The 23,567-nt window shown below is 56.3% G+C and carries 20 protein-coding genes, 4 tRNA genes and 1 pseudogene; 14 read left to right on the top strand and 11 right to left on the bottom strand.

Features of this window, described 5'->3' with window-relative positions:
- Positions 1-15: 15 nt before the first annotated feature.
- The 10 genes from ACOAP0_RS02110 (at position 16) to ACOAP0_RS02065 (ending at position 8,654) form a co-directional block, all read left to right on the top strand.
- A tRNA-Leu gene (locus tag ACOAP0_RS02110) sits at positions 16-102 on the top strand.
- Between the two features lie 66 nt (positions 103-168).
- Positions 169-1,479 carry a trigger factor gene (gene tig, locus ACOAP0_RS02105; RefSeq protein WP_087494268.1) on the top strand — a complete coding sequence of 437 codons (1,311 nt, stop codon included), beginning with the start codon at positions 169-171 and terminating at the stop codon, positions 1,477-1,479.
- Positions 1,480-1,613: 134 nt separating this feature from the next.
- Entirely contained in the window at positions 1,614-2,243 is a 630-nt protein-coding gene (gene clpP / locus ACOAP0_RS02100; RefSeq protein ID WP_255413700.1) for an ATP-dependent Clp endopeptidase proteolytic subunit ClpP, read from the top strand.
- A 103-nt stretch (positions 2,244-2,346) separates the two neighbouring features.
- Entirely contained in the window at positions 2,347-3,612 is a 1,266-nt protein-coding gene (clpX, locus tag ACOAP0_RS02095; protein WP_498375795.1) for an ATP-dependent Clp protease ATP-binding subunit ClpX, read from the top strand.
- Between the two features lie 146 nt (positions 3,613-3,758).
- Positions 3,759-6,194 carry an endopeptidase La gene (gene lon / locus ACOAP0_RS02090; protein WP_498375796.1) on the top strand — a complete coding sequence of 812 codons (2,436 nt, stop codon included), beginning with the start codon at positions 3,759-3,761 and terminating at the stop codon, positions 6,192-6,194.
- 81 nt (positions 6,195-6,275) lie between these two features.
- Positions 6,276-6,351 (top strand) — tRNA-Gly (locus ACOAP0_RS02085).
- 69 nt (positions 6,352-6,420) lie between these two features.
- Positions 6,421-6,494, top strand: a tRNA-Cys gene (locus tag ACOAP0_RS02080).
- Positions 6,495-6,564: 70 nt separating this feature from the next.
- A tRNA-Leu gene (locus ACOAP0_RS02075) sits at positions 6,565-6,657 on the top strand.
- A gap of 15 nt (positions 6,658-6,672) precedes the next feature.
- Complete coding sequence (locus tag ACOAP0_RS02070; RefSeq protein ID WP_481873118.1) at positions 6,673-7,299, top strand: DUF6806 family protein; 627 nt, start codon at positions 6,673-6,675, stop codon at positions 7,297-7,299.
- 116 nt (positions 7,300-7,415) lie between these two features.
- A complete protein-coding gene (locus ACOAP0_RS02065) occupies positions 7,416-8,654 on the top strand; it encodes an HD-GYP domain-containing protein (RefSeq protein ID WP_087494248.1) in 1,239 nt (412 codons plus the stop codon).
- An 89-nt stretch (positions 8,655-8,743) separates the two neighbouring features.
- Here the strand turns inward: ACOAP0_RS02065 and ACOAP0_RS02060 are convergent, their stop codons facing one another.
- From ACOAP0_RS02060 to ACOAP0_RS02050, 3 genes are read right to left on the bottom strand one after another with little or no spacing between them, the layout of a single operon-like run.
- Positions 8,744-10,018, bottom strand: coding sequence for an acyl-CoA dehydrogenase family protein (locus tag ACOAP0_RS02060; protein WP_498375797.1), 1,275 nt, complete (start codon positions 10,016-10,018; stop codon positions 8,744-8,746).
- A gap of 39 nt (positions 10,019-10,057) precedes the next feature.
- Entirely contained in the window at positions 10,058-11,143 is a 1,086-nt protein-coding gene (locus ACOAP0_RS02055; RefSeq protein ID WP_498375798.1) for a phosphotransferase family protein, read from the bottom strand.
- Positions 11,144-11,176: 33 nt separating this feature from the next.
- On the bottom strand, positions 11,177-11,896 hold the full coding sequence (locus tag ACOAP0_RS02050; RefSeq protein ID WP_087494245.1) for a Crp/Fnr family transcriptional regulator: 720 nt from the start codon (positions 11,894-11,896) through the stop codon (positions 11,177-11,179).
- Positions 11,897-12,057: 161 nt separating this feature from the next.
- Here ACOAP0_RS02050 and ACOAP0_RS02045 point away from each other — a divergent pair, with 161 nt between their 5' ends.
- Entirely contained in the window at positions 12,058-14,172 is a 2,115-nt protein-coding gene (locus ACOAP0_RS02045) for a type IV pilus assembly protein FimV (protein WP_498375799.1), read from the top strand.
- A 25-nt stretch (positions 14,173-14,197) separates the two neighbouring features.
- On the opposite strand, the pseudogene ACOAP0_RS02040 reads toward ACOAP0_RS02045, so the two are convergent.
- Positions 14,198-15,204, bottom strand: a pseudogene (locus tag ACOAP0_RS02040) (D-2-hydroxyacid dehydrogenase family protein).
- A 398-nt stretch (positions 15,205-15,602) separates the two neighbouring features.
- Positions 15,603-16,277, bottom strand: a complete 675-nt coding sequence (gene lexA / locus ACOAP0_RS02035; RefSeq protein WP_087494241.1) for a transcriptional repressor LexA — start codon at positions 16,275-16,277, stop codon at positions 15,603-15,605.
- Between the two features lie 105 nt (positions 16,278-16,382).
- Here lexA and ACOAP0_RS02030 point away from each other — a divergent pair, with 105 nt between their 5' ends.
- Positions 16,383-17,363, top strand: coding sequence for an asparaginase (locus ACOAP0_RS02030; RefSeq protein ID WP_498375800.1), 981 nt, complete (start codon positions 16,383-16,385; stop codon positions 17,361-17,363).
- A gap of 42 nt (positions 17,364-17,405) precedes the next feature.
- Here ACOAP0_RS02030 and adk read toward each other — a convergent pair whose 3' ends face one another.
- The 6 genes from adk to ACOAP0_RS02000 all read right to left on the bottom strand — a co-directional run bounded on the left by adk (position 17,406) and on the right by ACOAP0_RS02000 (position 21,252).
- Positions 17,406-18,062 (bottom strand): adenylate kinase, encoded by a 657-nt coding sequence (adk, locus tag ACOAP0_RS02025; RefSeq protein WP_087494239.1) that lies wholly within the window; start codon positions 18,060-18,062, stop codon positions 17,406-17,408.
- A gap of 124 nt (positions 18,063-18,186) precedes the next feature.
- Complete coding sequence (kdsB, locus tag ACOAP0_RS02020; protein ID WP_498375801.1) at positions 18,187-18,966, bottom strand: 3-deoxy-manno-octulosonate cytidylyltransferase; 780 nt, start codon at positions 18,964-18,966, stop codon at positions 18,187-18,189.
- A 2-nt stretch (positions 18,967-18,968) separates the two neighbouring features.
- Positions 18,969-19,151, bottom strand: coding sequence for a Trm112 family protein (locus ACOAP0_RS02015; protein ID WP_087494237.1), 183 nt, complete (start codon positions 19,149-19,151; stop codon positions 18,969-18,971).
- The gene (gene lpxK, locus ACOAP0_RS02010; RefSeq protein ID WP_498375802.1) at positions 19,132-20,187 is read right to left on the bottom strand and encodes a tetraacyldisaccharide 4'-kinase; all 1,056 of its coding nucleotides are present in this window, start codon (positions 20,185-20,187) and stop codon (positions 19,132-19,134) included. Before lpxK ends, ACOAP0_RS02015 begins: the two co-directional genes overlap by 20 nt.
- Before the next feature lie 3 nt (positions 20,188-20,190).
- Positions 20,191-20,616, bottom strand: coding sequence for an ExbD/TolR family protein (locus ACOAP0_RS02005; RefSeq protein ID WP_087494235.1), 426 nt, complete (start codon positions 20,614-20,616; stop codon positions 20,191-20,193).
- 9 nt (positions 20,617-20,625) lie between these two features.
- Positions 20,626-21,252: a MotA/TolQ/ExbB proton channel family protein gene (locus ACOAP0_RS02000; protein WP_498375803.1), complete on the bottom strand. Its 627-nt coding sequence runs from the start codon at positions 21,250-21,252 to the stop codon at positions 20,626-20,628.
- Between the two features lie 212 nt (positions 21,253-21,464).
- On the opposite strand from ACOAP0_RS02000, the gene xseA reads away from it, so the two are divergent.
- Together xseA and ACOAP0_RS01990 are read left to right on the top strand one after the other, a co-directional pair.
- Positions 21,465-22,766, top strand: a complete 1,302-nt coding sequence (xseA, locus tag ACOAP0_RS01995; RefSeq protein ID WP_498375804.1) for an exodeoxyribonuclease VII large subunit — start codon at positions 21,465-21,467, stop codon at positions 22,764-22,766.
- A gap of 46 nt (positions 22,767-22,812) precedes the next feature.
- The gene (locus ACOAP0_RS01990) at positions 22,813-23,394 is read left to right on the top strand and encodes a superoxide dismutase (protein WP_087494233.1); all 582 of its coding nucleotides are present in this window, start codon (positions 22,813-22,815) and stop codon (positions 23,392-23,394) included.
- Positions 23,395-23,567 lie beyond the last annotated feature (173 nt).

Genomic DNA, 23,567 nt, shown 5'->3' with positions numbered 1-23,567 from the left:
CGTGTTTTGTTTTTAGCGCGGGTGGCGAAATTGGTAGACGCACCAGGTTTAGGTCCTGACGGTGGCAACACTGTGGGGGTTCGAGTCCCCCCCCGCGCACCAACCTTACATGGCATCCCAGCGATGCCGCAGGTGAAATCCCTGCCATACCAACATTAGGAGTGAACGATGGCCGTTACTGTAGAAACTCTGGAAAAGCTGGAGCGCAAGATTACGTTGACACTGCCCGTGGGCGTGATCCAGACCGAAGTTGACAGCCGTCTGCGCAAGTTGGCCCGCACCGTGAAGATGGACGGTTTCCGTCCAGGCAAAGTTCCCATGAATGTCGTGGCCCAGCGCTATGGCTATTCGGTCCACTACGAAGTGATGAACGACAAAGTGGGCGAGGCTTTTGCCACTGCCGCTAACGAAGCCAAGCTGCGTGTCGCTGGCCAGCCTAAGATTTCCGAGAGCGAAACATCTCCTGAAGGTCAAATGGCTTTTGATGCGATTTTCGAAGTCTTCCCTGAAGTCAAGATCGCCGATTTGGCGGGTGCCGAAGTCGAAAAATTGACTGCGGACGTGACAGACGAAGCCATCGACAAGACCATTGAAATCCTGCGCAAGCAGCGCCGTACCTTTGCCCAACGCGCACAAGACACCGCGGCCCAAGACACCGACCGCGTGACCGTGGACTTCGAAGGAAAAATCGACGGCGAACCCTTTGCTGGCGGTAAGGCTGCAGACTTCCAGTTCATTCTGGGCGATGGCCAGATGCTCAAGGAGTTCGAAGACGCTACCCGTGGCATGAAGTCCGGCGAAAGTAAGACTTTCCCCTTGGCCTTCCCTGCGGACTACCATGGCAAAGACGTAGCCGGTAAGACCGCTGACTTCCTAGTGACCCTAAAGAAGCTCGAAGCCGCCAACCTGCCTGAAGTGGATGGCGCATTGGCGAAGTCTTTGGGCATTGCCGACGGCACCGTGGAAGCGCTGCGCGCAGACATCCGCAAGAACCTGGAGCGTGAGGTCAAGCACCGCCTGCTGGCTCGCAACAAACAAGCAGCGATGGATGCGTTGGTTGCCAAGGCTGAGTTGGACTTGCCCAAGTCCAGCGTGCAAGCTGAACTGGACCGCATGGTGGAAAACGCACGTGCTGACTTGAAGCAGCGCGGTATCAAGGACGCCGACAAAGCTCCGATTCCAGACGATATTTTCCGCCCACAAGCTGAGCGCCGTGTGCGTTTGGGTCTGGTGGTGGCTGAGCTGGTTCGCTCCAATGACTTGGCTGCCAAGCCTGAGCAAATCAAGGCCCATGTGGAAGAGTTGGCTGCCAGCTACGAGAAGCCCGCTGACGTGATCCGTTGGTACTACGGCGACAACCGTCGCATGGCTGAAGTCGAGGCCGTGGTCATTGAAAACAACGTGACCGAATACATCCTGTCCAAGGCCAAAGTGACTGACAAGTCCGTGTCCTTCGACGAATTGATGGGCCAGAACTAAAGCAAAGCGCAGGCGCAAACTTTGCGTCGCAGCGAAATGGGGCTTGCGCGGGACTTGCAGTCCTGCGTTTAAGCCCCATTTGCATTTTTGTCTGTCTTTTTCTGTACAGTTACACCCTACATTTTGGAGAGCTTATGAACGTGAAATACGGAATGTCCGGCGCAATGGAAACCCAGGCTCTGGGAATGGTGCCCATGGTCATCGAGCAATCGGGACGTGGTGAGCGTTCATACGACATTTATTCCCGTTTGTTGAAAGAGCGGGTGATTTTTCTGGTGGGGCCCGTCAATGACCAGACTGCCAATCTCGTGGTAGCTCAGCTGTTGTTTCTGGAAAGCGAAAATCCCGACAAGGATATTTCTTTCTACATTAATTCGCCCGGCGGCTCTGTGAGCGCCGGCATGGCGATTTACGACACCATGAACTTCATCAAGCCCGACGTGTCTACCTTGTGCACCGGCATGGCCGCGAGCATGGGGGCATTTCTGTTGGCTGCCGGCGCCAAAGGCAAGCGCTTTTCGCTGCCGAATTCCAAGGTCATGATTCACCAGCCTTTGGGTGGTACACAAGGCCAAGCAACAGAGATTGAAATTCACGCTCGTGAAATCCTGAAGACCCGCGAACAACTGAACAAGATTCTGGCGGAGCGCACCGGCCAACCTTTGGAAAAGATTGAGCGCGATACAGAGCGGGACTATTACCTGTCTGCAGACGAGGCCAAGGAATATGGCCTGGTCGATCAGGTGATTGCAAAACGCCCCTGATTACGGCGGGCCAAGCGCCCACCTGAGCGGTGCCTTTCCGACGGACAGGCACCGTTTTCATTTGGTTATCATTGCTTAACTTAGCGAAAAAAGGCAGACATCCATGGCCGAAAAAAAAGGCTCAACCAGCGAAAAAACCCTGTACTGCTCTTTCTGTGGCAAGAGTCAGCATGAGGTGAAGAAGCTTATCGCTGGTCCGTCCGTCTTTGTGTGTGATGAGTGCATCGATTTGTGCAATGAGATCATCCGTGACGAGCTACCGGCGACCACCGAAAACAAGGAAGGGCGCAGTGACCTGCCCACGCCCGCAGATATCAAGGCAAACCTCGATAACTATGTCATCGGCCAGGAACCTGCCAAGCGCACTCTGGCGGTGGCGGTGTACAACCACTACAAGCGCCTCAAGCACAAGGAAAAAGCCAAGAAAGATGATGTGGAGCTCGCCAAGAGCAACATCCTGTTGATCGGCCCCACTGGCTCGGGAAAGACGCTGTTGGCCCAAACACTGGCGCGCATGCTGGATGTGCCCTTTGTGATGGCTGATGCAACCACCTTGACCGAAGCGGGTTATGTAGGCGAGGACGTGGAGAACATCGTTCTGAAGCTGCTGCAGAGCTGCAACTACGACGTAGAACGCGCCCAGCGCGGCATTGTCTACATCGATGAGATCGACAAGATTTCACGCAAATCCGACAACCCCTCCATCACGCGCGATGTGTCGGGCGAGGGCGTTCAACAAGCTCTGCTGAAGCTGATTGAAGGCACCATGGCCAGTGTTCCGCCGCAGGGCGGACGCAAGCATCCGAACCAGGATTTCGTGCAAATTGACACGACCAACATCCTGTTCATTTGCGGCGGTGCGTTTGCGGGCTTGGAAAAGGTGATCGAGAGCCGCACAGAGTCTTCGGGTATCGGTTTCGGTGCTGCGGTAAAGAGCAAGCAACAGCGTGCATTGACAGAAGTTTTCAAAGAGGTTGAGCCTGAGGATTTGATCAAGTTCGGCTTGATTCCCGAGTTAGTGGGGCGTATGCCTGTGGTGGCAACCCTCGCTGAGCTCACTGAAGAAGCCTTGGTTCAGATCTTGACCGAGCCCAAGAATGCCTTGGTCAAGCAATATGCCAAGTTGTTGGCGATGGAGGGTACGGAGCTGGAGATCCGTCCTGCTGCCCTGAAGGCCATCGCCAAGCGGGCTTTGATCCGCAAAACTGGTGCCCGAGGCTTGCGATCCATCCTTGAGCAATCGCTCATTGACACTATGTATGAGTTGCCCAATGCGGGCAACGTTGAAAAAGTAGTGGTGGACGAATCCACCATCGAAGAAAACAAGCCTCCATTGCTCGTTTATCGCGAGTCTGCCAAGAAGGCGTAGCTGGAATGGCCCCCAATAGCCTGATAAGCAAGGGTTTTGGGGGTATTCAATCCCACTTGTGGGGTTGCCCGGTTTTTCATAATCGGGTTGTGCTTGAAATCCGGGCTTTGCAGTCCATATTCCACAGGTAACGTAAAGGTTTTCCTATGTCCGGCCATATTCCCTTGCCTGCAATCCCCTTAGAACTGCCTCTATTGCCTTTGCGCGATGTGGTGGTCTTTCCTCACATGGTGATTCCGCTATTCGTCGGGCGCCCCAAGAGCATCAAAGCCTTGGAAGCAGCCATGGAGGCAGAGCGCCGTATCATGTTGGTGGCCCAGAAGGCGGCTGCCAAGGATGACCCGGTAGTTTCAGACATGTTCGACGTGGGGTGTGTGTCAACCATCCTTCAAATGTTGAAGCTGCCTGATGGCACTGTCAAAGTGTTGGTCGAAGGGCATCAGCGCGCTACCGTCAACCAGATCTCTGAAGGTGAACTGCATTTCACAGCGAACGTTACCCCTATTGAAGTGCCTGCTGAGGCGACGGACGTAAGCCGTAAAGCCGGTAGTGAAGTGGAGGCGCTGCGTCGTGCCGTGATGCAGCAGTTTGACCAGTACGTCAAACTCAACAAAAAGATTCCTCCGGAAATTCTTACTTCCATCTCCAGCATTGACGACCCTGGTCGCTTGGCTGACACCATTGCTGCGCATCTACCACTCAAGCTGGACAGCAAACAAGCCATTTTGAGTCTGCCTGAGGTCAAAGACCGCTTGGAAAATTTGTTTGAGCAGATCGAACACGAAGTCGACATATTGAATGTTGACAAGAAGATCCGCGGTCGGGTCAAGCGCCAGATGGAAAAGAACCAGCGCGACTTCTATTTGAATGAGCAAGTCAAGGCGATTCAGAAGGAGTTGGGCGAGGGTGAAGATGGCGCAGACATCGAAGAGATCGAAAAAAAGATCAAGTCTGCCAAGATGCCCAAGGAGGCGTTGAAGAAGGCCGAAGCCGAGTTGAAGAAACTCAAGCTGATGTCTCCCATGTCTGCAGAGGCGACGGTGGTGCGCAATTACATTGAAGTGCTGACCGGCCTGCCTTGGACTGCAAAAACCAAGATCAAACACAACTTGGCGAATGCCGAGAACGTGTTGAATGAAGATCACTATGGCCTCGACAAAGTCAAGGACCGCATTTTGGAATATCTTGCTGTTCAACAGCGAGTCGACAAGGTGAAGGCGCCCATCCTGTGTCTGGTAGGCCCGCCCGGAGTAGGTAAGACCTCCTTGGGTCAAAGCATAGCTAAGGCCACAGGCCGCAAATACGTACGTATGGCCTTGGGCGGTATGCGCGATGAGGCGGAGATCCGCGGTCATCGGAGAACTTACATTGGAGCGATGCCAGGAAAGGTTCTTCAAAGCCTTTCCAAGGTTGGTACACGTAATCCATTGTTCCTGCTCGATGAAATCGACAAGCTGGGCACGGACTTCCGTGGCGACCCCAGCAGTGCGTTGTTGGAGGTGTTGGATCCAGAGCAGAACAACAAGTTTGGCGACCACTACGTAGAAGTGGACTACGACTTGAGCGACGTGATGTTTGTGGCGACTTCCAACTCCATGAACATTCCACCGGCGTTGCTGGACCGTATGGAGGTGATTCGTCTGTCGGGTTACACCGAAGACGAGAAGACCAACATTGCCATCACGTATCTGTTGCCCAAGCAGATGAAAAACAACGGTGTGAAGGATGCGGAGCTCTCTGTGTCTGAGGATGCTGTGCGCGACATTGTTCGCTACTACACACGTGAGGCGGGTGTCCGATCTTTGGAGCGCGAGCTGTCCAAAATTTGCCGCAAGGTCGTCAAGGGCCTTTTGCTCAAGAAAATGCAGGCGCAAGTGGTCGTGACCGCGGAGAACTTGAATGATTTCTTGGGGGTGCGTCGCTACACCTATGGTCGCGCTGAAGAGCAAAACCAGGTAGGCCAAGTGGTGGGACTCGCATGGACTGAGGTCGGTGGAGATTTGTTGACGATTGAAGCTGCTTTGACTCCCGGTAAGGGTGTCATTACCCGCACCGGTTCATTGGGTGATGTGATGAAGGAGTCTGTGGAGGCTGCGCGCACTGTCGTGCGCAGTCGCGCTCGTCGCTTGGGAATCAAGGATGAAACTTTTGAGAAGAAAGACATCCACATTCACGTACCTGATGGCGCAACACCTAAAGACGGTCCGAGCGCCGGCGCAGCGATGGCTACTGCTTTTGTATCTGCGCTAACTGGTATTCCTGTCCGCGGTGATGTTGCCATGACTGGAGAGATCACCTTGCGAGGTGAAGTCACCGAGATCGGTGGCTTGAAAGAAAAATTGCTTGCTGCTTTGCGCGGTGGAATCAAGACGGTTTTGATCCCTGAGCAGAATGCCAAAGACTTGCAGGACATTCCCGAAAACGTGAAGAACGGACTCGAGATAGTGCCTGTACGTTGGATCGACCAAGTGCTTGAGTTGGCTCTGGAGTCACAGCCGGTTCCCTTGCCTGACGAAGAGCCGGTGCCTCCTTCGGTGCAAGCGGTTTCTCCGGACGCCTCTGCGCCCGCTGTGAAGCATTGAACGTCTGTCGGGGTAATGCAAAAAGTTTTTTGACTTTGCCCCGATAGCTTGAAAATAACGCTATAATTTGAGGCTTGAAACGCGGGAATAGCTCAGTTGGTAGAGCGCAACCTTGCCAAGGTTGAGGTCGAGAGTTCGAGACTCTTTTCCCGCTCCAATTCCGAAAAAGGGAAGCGCCTGCTTCCCTTTTTTATTCCTCTCCCTAGGTTGAGGAAACTGAAAAGTCGGCGCGGTAGCAAAGCGGTTATGCCCCGGATTGCAAATCCGGTTAGTCCGGTTCGACTCCGGACCGCGCCTCCAGATTTATCTGGTCGAAATGCCCTGTCAGCCTCGGTTGGTGGGGCATTTTTGTTTGACAATAGACACCCGTGCCTGAGTGGTGAAATAGGTAGACACATCGGACTTAAAATCCGCCGCTTCGTGAATAACGGGCGTACCGGTTCGATTCCGGTCTCAGGCACCACCCGAAAAGAGTCTTATGTCACGATTCAACGCCACGTTTGAAATTCACGTTCACGGTCAGATCGTGTTGCGGCCCGAGGTTACTTACATCCAGCTGCAGGAAGCGCTTAAGCCGCTATGGCGATACGCTGGTGCCAAATCACTCGCAGACGGTGCAAAAAGCAGCTACGAAGATGAGCCGGGCATTCAGATGGACGCCCAGGAGCATGTTTTGCGTATGTGCTGGACGGTCCCCGGTGATGATGATTTCCGTCAGACGCTGGATGAGGTTTGTATGAACCTCAATGAAGTCGCCTCGTCAGGTGCTGCGATTGAGATCACTTTCTATGATGCTGAATTCGACGAAGAAGACGCTGCGCCCGGCACGGAGTCTCGCGACGATTTTGTGATGCTCTTCGTTGGGCCGGATCCGGCCGCCATCATGCAGGTCCAGAGGGACATTCTTGTGCAGGATATGGTGAATTTGATGGAGCGGCATTTCGATGGCTCCGAATTGAGCGGTGTTGTTGCTGAGATCGACAAACTGTTTTCCCAGCGTTTTGACGATCTGGTGAATTCACTGGAAATTGGCAAGCCGCCCCGCGGCTCCGGCGGCCCATCCAGTGGGCACGGTGGCGGGCGTAAACCCCGGCATTTGCATTGACGCAAATCATGTGCGTCCTGTAGTTTTTTCAGTGCATGGCCTATACTGAAACCCGGCGGAAACAGTTGTCACAACAACGCTCACTCGCACACTCGTTGGTGCATTAGCAGGCCTTTATGCTTAAGAAAATTGCAGTTGAGCAGCTCGTTGTAGGAATGCACCTGAAGGAGTTTTGTGGCTCCTGGATGGAACATCCATTCTGGCGGTCCGGCTTCGTCATTACCGATCCCAAAGACATCACCACCATCCGGGCAAGTGCCATTCGCGAGGTATGGATCGACTGCGGCAAGGGCCTTGACGTCGCGGTGGGTGAAACCGCTGTTTCCGAATCGGATTCTGAAGAGCAGGTAGAGGCGGAATTGCGGGAAGCCGTTTCGTCAAGTCGGGATGTTGCACCTCTCTCGGTGCAAGAAGAGTTGGCGCGGGCGGCAAAGATCTGTCATCAGTCCAAGCAGGCAGTCCTTTCGATGTTCCAGGAAGCCCGCATGGGAAAAACGGTGGACACCGGTGGAGCCAAGCAGCTGGTTCAGGAGATTACGGATTCAGTGACCCGCAACCCGGGAGCATTGATCAGTCTGGCACGCTTGAAGACTGCGGACGACTATACATACATGCACTCGGTGGCCGTATGCGCCATGATGGTGGCGCTGGCCAAGCAGTTGGGTTTGAGTGAAGAGGAAACCCGCTCTGCAGGGATTGCCGGCCTCATGCACGACCTTGGTAAAGCCGCAATGCCCATGGATGTATTGAACAAGCCAGGCAAGCTGACTGATGCCGAGTTCGCAATCATCAAGAAGCACCCGGAAGAAGGTTATCGCTTGTTACAAACAGGCAATGCAGTGGATCCCATGGTGCTGGATGTGTGTCTGCATCACCACGAGAAGGTGGACGGGTCCGGCTACCCGAAAGGCCTGAAGGGTGAGCAGATCAGCCTGTTTGCCAAGATGGGTGCAGTGTGCGACGTCTACGACGCGATTACCTCCAATCGCCCCTATAAGTCGGGTTGGGATCCTGCTGAGTCCTTGCGGAAGATGGCGGAGTGGGCGAGCGGCCACTTTGACGGCAAGGTCTTCCAGGCGTTTGTCAAAAGTTTGGGTATCTATCCCATCGGTTCATTGGTGCAGCTGAGTTCCGGTCGCTTGGGGGTGGTGGTGGAGCAGACGGCCAAATCTTTGACGACGCCCTGTGTCAAAGTCTTTTACTCCACCAAATCCCATATGCGTATCGTTCCCGAGATCGTGGACCTGTCCCGCCCCGGGAATTCCGACAAGATCGTCAGCCGTGAGGACCCGGCGAAATGGAAGTTCCCTGATCTCGATGAGCTGTGGTCCGGGATGCCCAATTCCCCTTGGTAATTCGACATCAAATCGCCTTCTAGCGCCCGCGCGCTGTGCGTGGGCAGCTATAAAAAAAAGAGCATCCGCAATTGGATGCTCTTTTTGTTTCAGCAGCCTCGGGTGATGGGCATCTCCACCGGCTTGGGATTCACGGCGTATTTGCCCAGCTCCAGTTTCGCAATGGCATTGCGGTGCACTTCGTCCGGGCCATCGGCAAACCGGAGCGTGCGCGCACAGGTATATGCATAGGCCAACGGGAAGTCATCACACATGCCACCGCCGCCATGCGCCTGCATGGCCCAATCAATGACTTCGCAAGCCATATTGGGAGCGACGACTTTGATCATGGCAATTTCATTCTTGGCGAACTTGTTTCCGCCCATGTCCATCATCCAAGCTGCTTTCAGCGTCAACAGCCGCGCCATATCGATCTTGCAGCGGGCCTCTGCAATGCGCTCCTGTGTCACGGTCTGGGCTGCCACCGGCTTTCCGAAAGCAATCCGGCTGCTGGCGCGTTTGCACATTAGTTCCAACGAGCGTTCGGCCAAGCCGATCAAGCGCATGCAATGGTGGATGCGACCGGGTCCGAGGCGCCCTTGGGCGATCTCAAAGCCGCGTCCTTCACCCAGCAAGATGTTGCCGACCGGCACACGGACGTTGTCAAACACCATTTCCATGTGGCCGTGTGGCGCGTCGTCGTAGCCGAAAACGTTCAATGGGCGCAATATTTTGATGCCCGGGGTGTCTGCCGGCACCAGTACCATGCTTTGTTGCGAATGGCGCGGGGCATCAGGGTCCGTTTTTCCCATAGTGATGTAGATCGCGCAACGAGGATCACCAGCCCCTGAAATCCACCATTTGCGACCGTTGATGACGTATTCATCGCCTTGGCGTTCGATGCGCGTCTCGATATTGGTGGCATCGCTGGACGCGACTGCCGGTTCGGTCATTGCAAATGCTGAACGGATTTTTCCGTCCATCAGCGGCTTTAGCCAGCGCTGCTTGCTCTCTTCCGAGCCATACCGGGCAATCGTTTCCATATTGCCGGTGTCAGGTGCCGAGCAGTTGAACACCTCGCTGGACCACATGACCCGTCCCATGATTTCGGCCAACGGAGCGTATTCTTGGTTGGTGAGTCCAGCACCATGAAAACCAGCCGCTTCGGCACTGTCGACTGGCAAAAACAGATTCCACAGCCCTGCTGCCTGCGCTTTGGGTTTGAGTGTCTCTATGGTTTGCAGTGGTGTCCAGCGCTTGCCTGCGGCAGTGTTGGCCGCGATTTCAGCGTGGTACGCACTTTCGGCGGGGTAGATGAACTCATCCATGAAGCGCAGCAATCGTTGTTGCAACTCTTTGGTTTTGGGCGAATAGTCAAAGTCCATGGTGTCTCCGTTGGGAATCTGTCGGGGGAAGTTTGGGTTTCAGCTGCGGGATGCAAAGCTCCAAGCCAGTTGCGCCAGGGGCTTGGCACCAGCTGCGGAGCTCACGGCTTGTGCACTGGATGCTGTTCCCGCTTCAACCCGTTTGGCGATGCCTTGCAGGATGGCTGCAATGCGGAACATGTTGTAGGCCATGTAGAAGTTCCAGTCCTCCTTCAATTGATCAGGAGTAGCCAGACCCGTGCGTTCACAGTACTTCGCGATGTAGTCCGACTCGGAGGGGATTCCGAGATCTGCGTGATCCAGTCCACCAATGCCCCGGAAGGCGCCAGGTGGAATGTGCCATGTCATGCAGTGGTAGCTGAAGTCTGCCAGCGGGTGGCCCAGAGTGGAAAGCTCCCAGTCCAGCACCGCCAAAACCTTGGGATCTTCAGCGGAGAACATCAAGTTGTCCAAGCGGTAGTCACCGTGAACAATGCTGACCATGGATTCATCCCGAGCCATGGGTGGAATATGGGAGGGGAGCCACTCCATCAAACGGTCCATTTCCGGAATGGGCTGCGTGATGGATGCGACGTATTGCTTGCTCCACCGGCCAATCTGGCGTTCGAAGTAGTTCCCGGGTTTGCCGTAACTTGCCAACCCTTTTTCGGCAAAAGGCACGGTGTGAAGCGCCGAGATCACACGGTTCATTTCGTCGTAGATGGCAGCGCGTTGCGCACGGGTCATGCCGGGCAGAGATTGGTCCCACAGTACCCGGCCTTGCATGAACTCCATGACGTAAAAAGCTCGCCCGATGATGGTTTCGTCTTCACACAAACACAGCATCACCGGAACCGGTACAGCGCTGTCCTTGAGCCCCTGCATCACCGCATATTCACGCTCGATGGCATGGGCGGAAGGAAGGAGCTTTGCAGAAGGCCCGGGTTTGGCCCGCATGACATAACTTCGCTGGGGCGTGTTGAGCTTGTAGGTGGGATTGGATTGGCCCCCCTTGAACATTTCGATAGCCAATGGCCCGGCGTAGCCCGGAAGATGTTGGAGCAGCCATTGATGCAGGGCTGCCTCGTCCAGGGCATGCGAGCCTGACACACTGCGTGTGCCTACAAAATGATCGAATTCACTCATGCACGTGCAGTGTGTAGTTTATGGAAAAAAGGGTTAACTGTCGGACTCGATGACCCGCATGAGCGCAGCCCGATCCCGGATGACCAGGCCACCCGGTTCTATGCGAATGGCCTCTTCGCGTTCCATGGCTTTGAGCTCCTGGTTGACGCGTTGACGTGAGGCACCCAGCAACTGCGCAAGTTCCTCTTGGGCCAACTGAAGACCGATGCGAACCTCGCTGCCGTCGCTCAGCGAAGGAACGCCATAGCTGCGCACCAAATGCAAAAGCTGTTTGGCGAGCCTCGCCCTGAGTGGCAGGGTGTTCAGGTCTTCGACCAAGCCGTACAGTTGCCGAATACGTCGCGCGTGCAGACGCAGCATTGCTTCGTAAAGCTCGACATGGGTCGCCAGTATTTTCTTGAAGTCTGCCTTGGCGACGCACAGAACCGTGGTTTCCCCATGGGCATATGCATCGTGTGTGCGCCGGTCCCCGTCGAAAATCGACACATCCCCGAACCAGATGCCAGGCTCGACGTAGGTCAACGTGATTTGCTTTCCAGAGATGGAAGTCGAACTCACCCGCACAGCCCCTTTCGCGCAGGCGATCCACTCTTCCGGTGGTTCCCCGCGAGCAGCGATCAGGTCGCCGTCTTTGAAGCGTTTGACAAATGCGCATCGAAGGATGTCGTGTTTGAGTGAAGGTGAAAGCGTTGAAAACCAGCGCCCACCATTGATGGCAGAGCGTTCTTCGATAGTAAGAATGGGTTCGTCCATAGCCTGTCTTTTGCGTGACTGAATTCGGAAGCTGCAGGTGGGAATTGTCACCCCGGGGACCGCCGCGCGGAGCATTTGTTGTCTCGTTGGCGTCTGGGGGGGGTGGGGGCCCATTCTGCTCTGCCATTCGCCCCGACTTTGTTCTTTGGGCATCTCGTTTTTTGACCGCGGGTCTGCTTGAAGAACCTTCGTTGAGGGGCAGTTTTCCCTCTTATTTCATGGCGCGAACCTTGCAGGGAGATGTGCGAGAATCATTTGTAACAATGAAGCCCGTATTCAAATTCAAATCTTGCGCATTCGCGGCCATGTTGCTTGTCTTGTCGATGAGCAGCAACGCACTCACATTAGGCCGTGCGAAAGGGGCGGCCATCGTTGCTCAGCCACTCATTCTTTCCATCTCCCTATCAGCGGCCCCTGACGAGGATGTGTCTGATCTTTGCTTCGAGGCAGATGTCTTTTATGGCGAAAACAAAGTGGAAGGCGGCAAGGTTTCTGTCAACAGTGAGCCCGCTGTGGCAGGGCAAACATGGCAGGTTCGCATCAGTTCCAAGCTCCCCGTCGATGAGCCGGTAGTTACTGTTTATTTGCGCTCAACCTGCGGCGCTAAAGCGTCACGTCGATATGTATTGTTGGCTGATGTGGCTTCAGAAGTCTTAACCGGTTCCACTGTTAACAACGCATCTACCGCGATAAGTCCTCCTGCAAGACCTGCGCAAATCGATATCCTTCCCCAAGCTCCGGCCCGTAACTCGTCTGCGCCTTTGGTGGGCAAAGAAGGGGTGAGATCAACTCCCAAGGCCCAAGTCAGCGCAAGTAAGTCGGCTTCTCAGTCCACGGCGCTGGTAGCCAAGCCAAGCCCGTCCGGTAAAGCAAGGCTCAAGCTTGCCCCACTTGACCTTTCGGTTGAGCGTGATCCCACATTGAAGGCGACCCCCGAGCTGCTCAGCACACCGACGGAGGATGCGCAGAAACGCGGCGAGGCCGCTGCCCTCTGGCGCGCGCTCAATCTCACTCCGGAGGATGTACTTCAAGACGCTGCGAGACTCAAAAGTTTGGAGGCCAGCATTCAGAAGTTGAGCGAGGCTTCTGGGCAGAACCAACGCCAGGTCAAAGATTTGAGCGAGCGCTTACAGCGCGCAGAGAGCGAGCGTTATTGGAATCCCGTGGTGTTCGGGCTAGGCGCCTTGATCCTGCTGATGGTAGGTGGGGGCTTTTGGATCATTCGCCGTCAGCAACGGGCGGCAGAGGGTAGTCCTTGGTGGCGGGGTGAGGCGGGGGCGATTTCGGGCCCCGAGTCTGCATTCAAGCCGGATGCTGAAGTTGCCCAAGGGCTGGATGCCGTTCCAGAGCCCATCAGTCAAGCCAATGTGAGCGTCGATACCGCTGTTCCCAAAGTCACAGCACCACCGAAAGCCCTCGGCGTAGATCTTGAGCTTGATTTTGACTTGCCATCAGAAAAAGCGGTGCAGGGGTCTGTTTCTCAGGATGTGGCGGCTACACCAGTGTTGCAAAGCCCCAGGTCATCGCGGTTGATGGGTTTGCGTGATTTCTCCAACAGCCTGTCGGGTAGCCTCCGCGCGATAAACACCCAAGAGATGTTGGACATCCGCCAGCAAGGCGAGTTCTTCATGACCTTGGGGCAGTACGAGGATGCCATTGAACTTTTGGAGGGGCATGTTGCTGATTCGGTCGACTTCAATCCGCTGGTGTGCCTGGATCTGCTGAAGATATTCCACACCTTGAGCCGGAAGGACGAATTTGACCGCTACCGCGAAGAATTCAACGCCGTGTTCACCGGGCAAGTTCCGGGTTACAGCGACTTCCTGAAGTCAGGTGAGGGCCTGGAGGCCTATCCTGAGTTATGCGCGCACCTGGTGAAGCTATGGCCTTCTCGAGAGGCTCTCGACTTCCTGGAAATTTGTATGGTGCGTCAACCCGATAGTGCGGCCCATCTGGAGTTCGAGCTGGACGCTTTCAAAGAGTTGTTGTTGCTTCACGCGATTGGTAGCCGTCTGGTCAATGCATTGGACGGTGCACCAGCCGCATTCAGTGCGAGCAAGGTTGCAGCCAAGGACGTTCCGGCACAAGCTACCTCCACGGGTCCGATTGAGGTTGCGTTGCCTACCATTAAGCAAACTTCCCAAGAAGTGGACCTTGAGTTGGACATGCCGGACATGCCGGACATGGTCCTGGTACCGGACAGCCCAGCGGCGGACAATCTGATTGACTTTGATATCTCCGGAATTGCACCTGCGACGGGTAAACCTCCGCGTTGAGTGAATCCTTGGGCCAGCCGTTGCTTTAACGACGGACCTGTAAAGCGCCTGGATTGATGATGTTGGACGGTGTTCCCTTGATGTAGTTGACTACGTTATCGAAGGCGGCGCCGAAGTACAGCTCATAGCTGTCCTGCTCCACATAGCCGATGTGTGGCGTGCAAATACAGTTTTCCAAGCGCAGCAAAGCGTGACCTTGAAGAATGGGTTCTGCTTCAAACACATCGATGGCAGCCATTCCCGGCCGCCCACGGTTCAAGCCGCCAATCAATGCATCGTTTTCTATCAGCTCAGCGCGTGACGTGTTGACTAGCAACGCAGTTGTCTTCATGCAAGCCAAATCAGCTGATGTCACGATGTTTCGGGTAGCGTCGTTCAGGCGCAAATGCACAGAGACAACGTCGCAGTGCGAGAAAAAAGACTCCCTGTCTGCAGCAGCTGCGTAACCATCAGCTGCTGCCTTCTCGCGGGAGCTTTCACTTCCCCAAACTACGACGTGCATTCCAAATGCTTTGCCATAGCCCGCAACGAGTTGACCGATACGGCCATAGCCCCAGATCCCCAGTGTTTTACCGCGCAGAACGCTGCCGATACCGAAGTTGGGCGGCATAGAACCGGCTTTCAAGCCGGACTGCTGCCAGGCGCCATGCTTTAAGTTGCCAATGTATTGTGGCAAGCGACGCATCGCCGCCATGATGAGGGCCCATGTGAGTTCTGCAGGAGCGACTGGTGAGCCTACGCCTTCAGCGACGGCGATGCCTTTTTCGGTGCAAGCCTGCACATCCAGATGCCCCCCACTTTGCCCGTTTGGGCGATCAACTTCAGCCGGGGTAGCTTGTCGATGAGGGCGCGGGTAATCTGTGTACGTTCCCGGATCAGGACGATGATGTCTGCGTCCTTCAAGCGGACGGAGAGTTGCCCAAGTCCTTTGACGGTGTTGGTGTATACCTTAGCCTGGTAGGCGTCGAGCTTAGAGGCGCAATTCAGCTTGCGCACTGCATCCTGGTAATCGTCAAGAATCACTATATTCATAGACGACATTGTGCCTTGCGGTGACGCAAGGGTGCGGGATTGACTGTCCGGCTGTTCAGGCGGCTTCGCAGGCAGCGAGGCGATCAAGCTCCGCGCATACATCTGCCATGCGACCTGAAATCACCATACGTCCCACATTGCCGCGGGAGTGCCCGCGTTCAATGACTCGCACGATACGCAAAGGGGTCGGCTTTAAGGGTGAGAGGGCGTTGGCGCCCGTGCGGTATGCGTCAGCTGCTACAAAGGGGATAGCATTTTGTGCCGCATGTGTCGGGCTTTTGTGATTTACGGCTGTGTGGTACCGGGATTTTGGGTGATCTCCGGCGAGCCACTTCAGCGGAAGGACGCATTCCAGCAGACTGAAGGCGAGGGTACTTATGGTCATGGTTCGCTCCCGTTCACATCAACATGGTGTTACGAATCAGGCCTACGGCGAGACCTTCAATTTCAAATGGTTCACCCGGTTCAACCACGATGGTTTGGTAGTCCGGATTTTCAGCATGGAGCTCGATAAGGTGCTTGTTGCGGCGGAAACGTTTGACCGTTACTTCTTCCCCCAAGCGGGCCACGATGATTTGTCCATTCTTGGCATCCTTCGTAGCCTGCACCGCCAGCAAATCGCCGTCCATGATGCCGGCATCACGCATGGACATGCCGCGTACCTTCAGCAGGTAGTCCGGTTGACGCTGAAACAGGCTGTTCTCCACGTAGTAGGTTTGATCCACATGCTCCTGGGCAAGGATGGGTGAGCCGGCTGCTACACGTCCGACCAGAGGAAGCGCCAATTGCGCAAGGCCTGGCAAGGGTAGTGAGAATTGCTTCAGCCGTGATTCCTGAATGGAGCGCAACGCATCGCTCTTGAGCCGGATACCGCGTGAGGTACCACTCACAAGTTCGATAACACCTTTGCGCGCCAGGGCCTGCAAATGCTCTTCGGCCGCATTGGCGGATTTGAAGCCGAGCTCACTGGCAATCTCTGCACGCGTGGGCGGCGCACCCGTTCGGGCGATAGCGCTTTGAATCAGATCAAAAATCTGTTGCTGGCGGGCAGTGAGTTTCGGACTTTCAAGCATACTGGCTCCTTGAGTTCTGGATGGGGCTGTGTGTCTATACACACTGTTTTCTTATCCAGTAACTGTATTTTCAACCAGTTTTTTGATTTTGGCAAGCGAGGGTGTATGACTTCCAGAAAAGTCGTGGTTTTGGGCACAGGGGGCACGATTGCCGGTCGGGCGAGCAGTGGTTCGGACAATGTGGGTTACAAAGCCGGCGAGGTGAGCGTTGCCGATTTACTGGGGGCTGTGCCGGGGATGTCCGACCGCCTGCAGGGCTGTGATCTCGTTAGCGAGCAAATTGCGCAAATAGATAGCAAAGACATGGAGTGGTCCGTGTGGTTGGCTTTGCAGCAGGCCTGTGTGAAGCACCTTTCCGATCAGTCTGTAGCAGCCATCGTGATCACCCATGGAACGGACACCCTAGAGGAAACGGCTTTTTTCCTTCATCTCTGCCTCTCCGGGGTGGGGCGTGGCAAGCCCGTGGTCTTGACTTGTGCCATGCGACCCGCAACTGCGTTGACTCCGGATGGTCCGCAAAACATTCTGGATGCTGTCACTGTAGCTTTGGATTCCCGCAGCACTGGAGTGCTAGCGGTTTGTGCGGGTGCTGTGCACGCGGCACAACATGTCCAAAAAGCCCATACCTACCGCGTCGACGCTTTTGATTCCGGTGATGCGGGGCCAATGGCATGGGTGGAGGAGGGGCGTGTGCGCTGGTGTCAGTCCCCTTTGCCTGCGGAAGGAAAACCCAAGTCGGTGTTTGCACTCGATACAGGGGCAGTGCAGGCCCCGCGGGTTGAAATCGTGATGAACTATGCCGGCGCGGGTGATTCACTCGTGAATGCATTGTGCGCAACGTCTGCAGCTGCAGCGTCACCCTTGAAGGGCATAGTGGTTGCAGGCACAGGTAATGGCACGGTGAATGCAAGCATGCGATCTGCCTTGGAGCATGCTGCGGCAAGTGGCATTCAGATCGCGCTGGCCAGCCGGTGTTCCAAGGGTGGGGTCGTACGCAGCGGCGCTTTGCCGCAGGGTTTCAGGACCTATCCCGGCCTTTCGGCGGTCAAGGCAAGGGTGCAATTAATACTGGAGCTGTTGACGTAAAAAAAGCCGCTTGCGCGGCTTTTTTTTGCGAGAGGTCCATGCTTATTTGGACAGGGCTTCCAGAACGCGTGCAGTGATATCGCCTACATCGCCCATACCACTGATGGCACGGTAGCGTGGTGCAGCCGCAGGCTCGTTTTTTGCCCAAGTGGAGTAGTACTCCACTAAAGGTCGGGTCTGCGCGCTGTAGACCTCCAAGCGTTTTTTGACAGTTTCTTCCTTGTCGTCATCGCGCTGGATCAGGGGCTCACCGCTTACGTCGTCCACGCCTTCCACCTTGGGCGGATTGAATTTCACGTGGTAGGTACGACCCGAAGCCGGGTGGGAGCGGCGGCCGCTCATGCGCTCGATGATGGCCTCGAATGGCACATCGATTTCCACCACGTAGTCCAACGCAACACCGGCTGCCTTCATCGCGTCGGCTTGGGGAATGGTGCGGGGGAAGCCGTCAAACAGGAATCCGTTGGCGCAATCAGGTTGGGTCAGGCGCTCTTTCACCAGGTTGATGATGAGTTCATCACTGACCAGCCCGCCAGAGGCCATGACGGCTTGGGCTTGCAGGCCCAAGGGCGTGCCGGCTTTCACGGCGGCACGCAGCATGTCGCCGGTAGAGATTTGGGGAATCCCGTACTTTTGGCAGATGAAAGTTGCTTGCGTACCTTTGCCAGCGCCTGGTGCGCCCAACAGAATCAGTCTCATGAATACCTCGGATTGAATGAAAAGCCAGCGCGTCTCCGTGGGCGCCTTGTTCAGCGCGCTCTTTTATGACGGGCGATTAGCTCAAGAGAATATCACGCCCTCACCGGCATCAAACTTACAGACGCTACACAGCCATGGAGCCTTTGTCTTGGATCAGGCGGCGCACCCGCTCCAGGTCTTCCGGGGTGTCTACACCGGGGCCGGGTGCCGTAGGACTGACGTGCACCGCAATGCGGTGGCCGTGCCACATGGCACGCAGCTGCTCCAGCGCCTCCACCACTTCGATGGGGGCCTGGGGGAGGGTGGGAAATGTCTTCAAAAAGCCCACGCGGTAGGAGTAGATCCCCACATGGCGCAGCGGAGCCGGATCGGGCAAAGTGTCAATGCCATTGGCAAAACCATCACGCCACCACGCGATAGGCGCGCGGCTGAAGTACAGGGCCAAGCCGCTGGCGTCGGTGACCACCTTCACCACATTGGGATTCTTGAAGTCAGCAACGTCGTGGATGGCATGCGCGGCGGTGCCCATGGTGGCATGCGGGTGGGCCTGCAGGAGGTCGGCCACTGCGGAGACCAAGCCGGTGTCGATCAAGGGCTCGTCCCCCTGCACATTGACTACAACAGAATCATCTGAGAGCCCGAGCAAGGCGCAGGCTTCTGCCAAGCGGTCACTACCGGAGGGATGATCCACCCGCGTCAGCAGGCATTCAATCTGGTGGGATTCACATGCCGCAACAATGCTGGCGTCGTCGGCGGCCACCACCACACGGATGGATGCATCGAGTCCCGCTTTGACGCGCTGTGCCACGCGCACCACCATAGGCAGGCCCGCGATGTCCACCAGAGGCTTATTGGGCAGCCGGGTAGACGCCAATCGGGCGGGGATGAGGACCGTGTAGGTCATGTTCAGGCGTCCAGTTCCGCGTCAGTCAGCACCCGCGCCTCGTTTTCCAGTAGTACGGGAATGCCATCCCGTACCGGGTAGGCCAAGCGGGCGCTGCGCGAAATCAGTTCTTGCTTCTCGCGGTCAAATTCCAAAGGCCCTTTGGTGACGGGGCAAACCAGCAATTCAATGAGTCGTGTGTCCATGGGGGGATGATACCGGTGGAGTGTGCTGCGGCAGGAGCGCTTGGTCCATTGCCGCCAGAAACGACGGGGGCAAGGTTTGTAGCAAAGGCACGGCCCATGCGTCCGGACGGTGTCGCCACAGTTTGGTTGCGTCTTTTTCTGTGCAAATAAGCACTTCGCGCCCGTCAGATTTGCGCGAGTAGCTATCAAAATCATAGTGATCTGGTAGCCCCTCAGTTGTCTGGAGATCCAACCCCTTCGCTTGCAGCATCCTGAAGAAATTGTCCGGCTGCGCAATCCCCGCAATCACGTGAAGAGGAGTCCCGGATTGCCGGAGCGCATCGAGCGCTATGGTTTGTCCGTGTCCATTGATGGCGGTTTCCGATAAGGCACGCGTTGCCAAGTGCCCTTCTAGGTCGGACTGACCGGTCTTCAACACCATCAGTCCTTGGGTGGATTGCCCGGCTGCGGTCACGGGTGTGCGGGGCCATGGTTGCCGCAACATGCCTGCGGGAAGCAAACGTCCATTGCCCAAGCCGCGGGAATCAAATACGCAAACTTCCAGGTCACGAAAGAGCCGGTAGTGCTGCAAGCCGTCGTCACACACGATGTGGGTAATGTCCGGATGGGTCTGCAGTAGCAGCTTGCCAGCTGCGACGCGGTTGCGCGCCACCACCACAGGAACACCGGACGATCGCCACAACAGCAAGGGCTCATCGCCCACATCGTGGGCTGTACTGGCGTCTGCGACCACGGTGGGTGACTGGTGACTGCCGCCATAGCCTCGAGAAATGATGGCGGGCTTGAAACCCAGGTTTTGAAGGTGGGCTATCACGCCCAGCACCGTGGGGGTTTTGCCGGCCCCGCCCGCGATCACATTGCCCACCACGATCACGGGAACCTGCAGCTTTTCGCTGCGTTTCAGACCGGTGGCGTAGGTCCAGCGATGCACCGCCGTCAGCGCTCCGTAGATCCATGAAATCGGAAGCAGGGCAGTACTCAGTACGCCGCGGCCTTGCCAGGCCCGTGTGATAGCTGCTTGCAGCGCTGCTGCCATGCTCTATTTGCCGGCGTTGCCGGAAGACTGGGTCGCGAAAGTGATTTGGTTCAAGCCCGCGCGGCGTGCCGCCTCCATCACCGTTACCACAGCCTGATGCCGGGCGCTGGCGTCGGCGCTGATGATGATCACGGTGTCTTTGCCTGCCTTTGCGTTTTCAGTGAGCGCGGCAGACAGGCTGTCCAGACTGCGACCGGCCAGCAATTGGCGGTTGATGCTGTAAGCACCGTCAGCGCTAACCGCCACGATCAGCTCTTTGGGGTAATCGCGCTGGGCATCCGCATCAGCAACGGGTAGCTTGAGCTGCAGTTCTGTGAATTTGCTGTATGTGGTGGAGAGCATCAAAAAAATGAGCACCACCAGCAGCACGTCAATGAACGGGATGAGATTGATCTCGGGCTCGTCCTGATGTCGGCGGCGAAAGTTCATAGCCGGGCCTTATTTACGCAGCGACTTGAGGTGACGGACCAGGTGCTCTGAGCTCAACTCCAACGTGAGCAGGTAAGCGTCCACCCGCCCGCGGAAGTAGCGCCAGAAAATCAGAGACGGAATGGCGACCACCAGGCCGAAGGCGGTGTTGTAGAGGGCAATCGAGATGCCATGTGCCAGTTGCGCAGGGTTTCCGCCGCCTGTGCTGCCAGGTGCTTGCGAGCCAAAGATTTCTATCATGCCGACCACCGTGCCGAACAAGCCCAGCAACGGCGCTGCGGACGCGATTGTTCCCAACGCAGTCAGGTAGTTTTCGAGTCGCTGCGCAACCAGCCGGCCGGCGCCTTCCATGGTGGCGCGAAGGTCGTCCTCCGAGCAATGCGGGTCGCTATTGACGGCACGCAAAGCGGAGGCAAGCACCTCGCCCAAGGCGGAGTTCTTCTCCAGTTGGCTCACCACATCCGGGCCCGGTACCGATGTTTTGGTCACGCTCAGTACTTCATCCAATAAGCGGGGAGGCGCCACTTTGGCCGTTTTGAGGCTGATAAAGCGCTCGATGATGATGGCCAGAGCGAGGATGGAGCAGGCAATCAGGGGCCAGATCGGCCAGCCGGCAGCTTGAATGATGGAAAACAAAAGGGGATCTCCGCGCAGTTGAAAGCTTGCGGATTATGGCCCAGTGCCTTGGCTTGCTGTGGTTTGGCAAAGCCCAAAGTGTGACAACTTGAGGGCCTGCGGGTGGGATGCTGCTGCTGAGGGCATACTCCCGCGCTTATGAGGTGCACGTTCATGACATTTTTGCAGCATCGCTCCGGGGCGCTTGCCCTGTTTTTTCCCATGGAGCGACCATGATGGAAGACGCCAACCCATTGCGCCGTGTTTGGCGGGTGGACGCACTTTGCAGGGCACTTGCAGACACTCTGAATGCCCGGTTCAACCCCGTGCGCGTGACCGGTGAGTTATCAGGCTTTTCGCGCGCGGCCAGCGGACATTGCTATTTCTCCTTGAAAGACCAGGACGCGCAGATCCGCTGCGCCATGTTCAAGCGTGCTGCCACAAACCTTGACTTTGCGCCTCGGGATGGAGAGTTGGTCGAGGTTTCCGGACGGTTGGATATCTACGGCCCACGCGGCGACCTTCAGTTGATCGTGGAGAGCATGCGTCGCCAAGGGCAAGGAACCTTGTTTGAGGAATTTGTGCGCCTCAAGGCTCGCTTGGAGGCCCAGGGGCTGTTCGACCCGGCCCGCAAACGTCCCTTGCCAGCCATGCCGCGCAGTATTGGCTTGGTGACGTCTCTGGGTGCGGCCGCATTGCATGATGTGGCAACCACTTTGCGCAGGCGCGTGCCGCACATTCCCGTGTTTCTTGCTCCAGCTGCGGTGCAAGGGGACGCGGCACCTGGTGAGTTGGTGCAGTCCCTGCAGGCCTTGATGTCACGCGCGGTTGATGTCGACGGCCGGGGCACTCCGCTGGATGTCATACTTTTGGTGAGAGGCGGCGGCTCCATGGAGGACCTGTGGGCCTTCAATGACGAACAACTGGCATTGACGATCAGTGGAAGCCCGGTGCCCGTCGTCAGTGGGGTGGGGCATGAAACTGATTTCACCATTGCTGATTTTGTGGCGGATGTGCGCGCGCCCACTCCTACTGCCGCAGCGGAGTTGGTGGCAACCCCTGGCGCGGTGTGCGAAGCGGCCGCGGACTTGCTGATGGACCGCTTGGTGAGTGCGACACACCGGGTGTTGGACACGCAATCCCAGCGATTGGACCGGGTGGCAGCGCGAGCCGGACGCCCCTCCGGGTTGGTGGCGGCCCATGCCATGCGCTTGCAAAGTTTGGGGCATGGTTTGCGCAGCGCTTTGTTTGCGAAAGTCAGGGCAGAGTCTGCGCGAGGTCAAGCCCTAGGCTTGAAGTTGCCGAGCGTTCGGCAGGCATGGTCGCGGGGCCAAGCGGAGCGTTTGCAGCGAGCCGAACTGCGGCTCGGCCTCTTGGATCCCTCTCTGGTTTTGAAGCGCGGCTACGCTTGGTTGACCGATAAACAGGGTGTGGCTGTCACGGGGGTCAAAAAATTGGAACCTGGCGAGCAGGTGCATGCAACCCTCTCCGACGGTACGGTTGATCTATCGGTTCAAGCAACCCGTCTCAATTAGTTTCTACAATCAGTTTTGTCATTAACCCACCCACTACGAGGATTTCATGGAACACACCTTGCCCCCACTGCCGTACGCGATTGATGCACTGGCACCCGCCTACTCCCAGGAAACGCTGGAGTTCCACCACGGCAAGCACCACAACGCGTATGTTGTGAACTTGAACAATCTGCAAAAAGGCACTGAGTTCGAGAGCATGTCTCTGGAAGAAATCATCAAAAAGTCCAGCGGTGGCGTGTACAACAACGCAGCCCAGATCTGGAACCACACTTTCTTCTGGAACTGCATGAAGCCTCAGGGCGGCGGCGAACCCACAGGTGCATTGGCTGCTGCCATCAACGCGAAGTGGGGTTCCTACGCAGCGTTCAAGGAAGCGTTCGTAAAGTCTGCAGTAGGAAACTTCGGTTCCGGCTGGACCTGGCTCGTGAAAAAGGCCGACGGTTCTGTGGACATCGTCAACACCGGCGCAGCGGGCACCCCCCTGACTACTGCGGACACGGCCTTGTTGACCGTCGACGTTTGGGAACACGCCTACTACATCGATTACCGCAATATGCGCCCCAAGTTTGTCGAAACATTCCTCGACAAGCTGGTCAATTGGGACTTCGCTGCCAAGAATTTCGCCTGATTTTCTTGCGGTCCGAAAAGGCTCGAAGGGCAACCTTCGAGCCTTTTTTTATGGCGATGCTGCGCTGCACAAGGAAAATAATTTCCTTGAGGCGGTATTAAATTTCACATTGCGGTAATGCATTGCAAAAATTGCATTTCGGGTCAGACCACTGAAAGCACAATCACGCACTA

It is taken from the genome of Curvibacter sp. Hmag1.1 (genome assembly GCF_059769165.1).
The sequence above is the reverse complement of the archived record's forward strand: the minus strand, read 5'-3'. Positions and strand labels throughout refer to the sequence as shown.

Excerpts from the sequence above, each read along its gene's own strand:
- lon (WP_498375796.1), top strand. The coding sequence starts at position 3,759 with ATGTCCGGCCATATTCCCTTGCCTGCAATCCCCTTAGAACTGCCTCTA.
- ACOAP0_RS02030 (WP_498375800.1), top strand. The coding sequence starts at position 16,383 with ATGACTTCCAGAAAAGTCGTGGTTTTGGGCACAGGGGGCACGATTGCC.
- ACOAP0_RS02060 (WP_498375797.1), bottom strand. The coding sequence starts at position 10,018 with ATGGACTTTGACTATTCGCCCAAAACCAAAGAGTTGCAACAACGATTG.
- tig (WP_087494268.1), top strand. The coding sequence starts at position 169 with ATGGCCGTTACTGTAGAAACTCTGGAAAAGCTGGAGCGCAAGATTACG.
- ACOAP0_RS01990 (WP_087494233.1), top strand. The coding sequence starts at position 22,813 with ATGGAACACACCTTGCCCCCACTGCCGTACGCGATTGATGCACTGGCA.
- ACOAP0_RS02070 (WP_481873118.1), top strand. The coding sequence starts at position 6,673 with ATGTCACGATTCAACGCCACGTTTGAAATTCACGTTCACGGTCAGATC.
- ACOAP0_RS02015 (WP_087494237.1), bottom strand. The coding sequence starts at position 19,151 with ATGGACACACGACTCATTGAATTGCTGGTTTGCCCCGTCACCAAAGGG.
- ACOAP0_RS02065 (WP_087494248.1), top strand. The coding sequence starts at position 7,416 with ATGCTTAAGAAAATTGCAGTTGAGCAGCTCGTTGTAGGAATGCACCTG.
- lexA (WP_087494241.1), bottom strand. The coding sequence starts at position 16,277 with ATGCTTGAAAGTCCGAAACTCACTGCCCGCCAGCAACAGATTTTTGAT.
- kdsB (WP_498375801.1), bottom strand. The coding sequence starts at position 18,966 with ATGACCTACACGGTCCTCATCCCCGCCCGATTGGCGTCTACCCGGCTG.
- adk (WP_087494239.1), bottom strand. The coding sequence starts at position 18,062 with ATGAGACTGATTCTGTTGGGCGCACCAGGCGCTGGCAAAGGTACGCAA.
- xseA (WP_498375804.1), top strand. The coding sequence starts at position 21,465 with ATGATGGAAGACGCCAACCCATTGCGCCGTGTTTGGCGGGTGGACGCA.
- clpX (WP_498375795.1), top strand. The coding sequence starts at position 2,347 with ATGGCCGAAAAAAAAGGCTCAACCAGCGAAAAAACCCTGTACTGCTCT.
- clpP (WP_255413700.1), top strand. The coding sequence starts at position 1,614 with ATGAACGTGAAATACGGAATGTCCGGCGCAATGGAAACCCAGGCTCTG.
- ACOAP0_RS02050 (WP_087494245.1), bottom strand. The coding sequence starts at position 11,896 with ATGGACGAACCCATTCTTACTATCGAAGAACGCTCTGCCATCAATGGT.
- lpxK (WP_498375802.1), bottom strand. The coding sequence starts at position 20,187 with ATGGCAGCAGCGCTGCAAGCAGCTATCACACGGGCCTGGCAAGGCCGC.
- ACOAP0_RS02005 (WP_087494235.1), bottom strand. The coding sequence starts at position 20,616 with ATGAACTTTCGCCGCCGACATCAGGACGAGCCCGAGATCAATCTCATC.
- ACOAP0_RS02055 (WP_498375798.1), bottom strand. The coding sequence starts at position 11,143 with ATGAGTGAATTCGATCATTTTGTAGGCACACGCAGTGTGTCAGGCTCG.